Consider the following 3,065-nt stretch of genomic DNA (forward strand, 5'->3'; position numbering starts at 1 on the left):
TTTGCTCTTTAAAAATCTGGATCAAGCTGAAAATTGAAACGACACACTGTTAATGGTGTGTTCGAGTCTCTCAAATTTTCGCAATCAGAAGTGAAACATCTTCGGGTTGTGAGGTTAAGCGACTAAGCGTACACGGTGGATGCCCTGGCAGTCAGAGGCGATGAAGGACGTGCTAATCTGCGAAAAGCGTCGGTAAGGTGATATGAACCGTTATAACCGGCGATGTCCGAATGGGGAAACCCAGTGCAATTCGTTGCACTATCGTTAACTGAATCCATAGGTTAACGAGGCGAACCGGGGGAACTGAAACATCTAAGTACCCCGAGGAAAAGAAATCAACCGAGATTCCCCCAGTAGCGGCGAGCGAACGGGGAGCAGCCCAGAGCCTGAATCAGCATGTGTGGTAGTGGAACGGTCTGGAAAGGCCGGCGATACAGGGTGACAGCCCCGTACACAAAATTGCATGTGNNGTGAGCTCGATGAGTAGGGCGGGACACGTGGTATCCTGTCTGAATATGGGGGGACCATCCTCCAAGGCTAAATACTCCTGACTGACCGATAGTGAACCAGTACCGTGAGGGAAAGGCGAAAAGAACCCCGGCGAGGGGAGTGAAAAAGAACCTGAAACCGTGTACGTACAAGCAGTGGGAGCCTCTTTATGGGGTGACTGCGTACCTTTTGTATAATGGGTCAGCGACTTATATTCTGTAGCAAGGTTAACCGAATAGGGGAGCCGAAGGGAAACCGAGTCTTAACTGGGCGTTAAGTTGCAGGGTATAGACCCGAAACCCGGTGATCTAGCCATGGGCAGGTTGAAGGTTGGGTAACACTAACTGGAGGACCGAACCGACTAATGTTGAAAAATTAGCGGATGACTTGTGGCTGGGGGTGAAAGGCCAATCAAACCGGGAGATAGCTGGTTCTCCCCGAAAGCTATTTAGGTAGCGCCTCGTGAATTCATCTCCGGGGGTAGAGCACTGTTTCGGCTAGGGGGCCATCCCGGCTTACCAACCCGATGCAAACTGCGAATACCGGAGAATGTTATCACGGGAGACACACGGCGGGTGCTAACGTCCGTCGTGAAGAGGGAAACAACCCAGACCGCCAGCTAAGGTCCCAAAGTCATGGTTAAGTGGGAAACGATGTGGGAAGGCTCAGACAGCCAGGATGTTGGCTTAGAAGCAGCCATCATTTAAAGAAAGCGTAATAGCTCACTGGTCGAGTCGGCCTGCGCGGAAGATGTAACGGGGCTAAACCATGCACCGAAGCTGCGGCAGCGACACGAAGTGTTGTTGGGTAGGGGAGCGTTCTGTAAGCCTGTGAAGGTGTGCTGTGAGGCATGCTGGAGGTATCAGAAGTGCGAATGCTGACATAAGTAACGATAAAGCGGGTGAAAAGCCCGCTCGCCGGAAGACCAAGGGTTCCTGTCCAACGTTAATCGGGGCAGGGTGAGTCGACCCCTAAGGCGAGGCCGAAAGGCGTAGTCGATGGGAAACAGGTTAATATTCCTGTACCAGGTGTTACTGCGAAGGGGGGACGGAGAAGGCTATGTTGGCCGGGCGACGGTTGTCCCGGTTTAAGCGTGTAGGTGTGTGTTCCAGGTAAATCCGGTTCACTTTAACACTGAGGCGTGATGACGAGGCACTACGGTGCTGAAGCAACAAATGCCCTGCTTCCAGGAAAAGCCTCTAAGCATCAGGTAACATCAGATCGTACCCCAAACCGACACAGGTGGTCAGGTAGAGAATACCAAGGCGCTTGAGAGAACTCGGGTGAAGGAACTAGGCAAAATGGTGCCGTAACTTCGGGAGAAGGCACGCTGATATGTAGGTGAAGCGATTTACTCGTGGAGCTGAAATCAGTCGAAGATACCAGCTGGCTGCAACTGTTTATTAAAAACACAGCACTGTGCAAACACGAAAGTGGACGTATACGGTGTGACGCCTGCCCGGTGCCGGAAGGTTAATTGATGGGGTTATCCGTAAGGAGAAGCTCTTGATCGAAGCCCCGGTAAACGGCGGCCGTAACTATAACGGTCCTAAGGTAGCGAAATTCCTTGTCGGGTAAGTTCCGACCTGCACGAATGGCGTAATGATGGCCAGGCTGTCTCCACCCGAGACTCAGTGAAATTGAACTCGCTGTGAAGATGCAGTGTACCCGCGGCAAGACGGAAAGACCCCGTGAACCTTTACTATAGCTTGACACTGAACACTGGTCCTTGATGTGTAGGATAGGTGGGAGGCTTTGAAGCGCGGACGCCAGTTCGTGTGGAGCCGCCCTTGAAATACCACCCTTTAATGGCTGGTGTTCTAACGTGGGCCCGTAATCCGGGTTGCGGACAGTGTCTGGTGGGTAGTTTGACTGGGGCGGTCTCCTCCTAAAGAGTAACGGAGGAGCACGAAGGTTAGCTAATCCTGGTCGGACATCAGGAGGTTAGTGCAAAGGCATAAGCTAGCTTGACTGCGAGCGTGACGGCGCGAGCAGGTGCGAAAGCAGGTCTTAGTGATCCGGTGGTTCTGAATGGAAGGGCCATCGCTCAACGGATAAAAGGTACTCCGGGGATAACAGGCTGATACCGCCCAAGAGTTCATATCGACGGCGGTGTTTGGCACCTCGATGTCGGCTCATCACATCCTGGGGCTGAAGTAGGTCCCAAGGGTATGGCTGTTCGCCATTTAAAGTGGTACGCGAGCTGGGTTTAGAACGTCGTGAGACAGTTCGGTCCCTATCTGCCGTGGGCGCTGGAGAATTGAGGGGGGCTGCTCCTAGTACGAGAGGACCGGAGTGGACGCATCACTGGTGTTCGGGTTGTCATGCCAATGGCACTGCCCGGTAGCTAAATGCGGAAGAGATAAGTGCTGAAAGCATCTAAGCACGAAACTTGCCCCGAGATGAGTTCTCCCTGACCCTTTAAGGGTCCTGAAGGAACGTTGAAGACGACGACGTTGATAGGCCGGGTGTGTAAGCGCAGCGATGCGTTGAGCTAACCGGTACTAATGAACCGTGAGGCTTAACCTTACAACGCCGAAGCTGTTTTGGCGGATTGAGAGAAAATTTTCAGCCTG

At 52.8% G+C, this 3,065-nt stretch carries 1 rRNA gene; it reads left to right on the forward strand.

The features are described 5' to 3' along the window. The first annotated feature begins 112 nt into the window (after positions 1–112). A 23S ribosomal RNA gene (locus JTI98_RS05635) occupies positions 113–3,018 on the forward strand. Positions 3,019–3,065 lie beyond the last annotated feature (47 nt).

Source organism: Citrobacter sp. MGH 55, assembly GCF_016906145.1.
In the GTDB taxonomy this organism is placed as follows: domain Bacteria; phylum Pseudomonadota; class Gammaproteobacteria; order Enterobacterales; family Enterobacteriaceae; genus Citrobacter_A; species Citrobacter_A amalonaticus.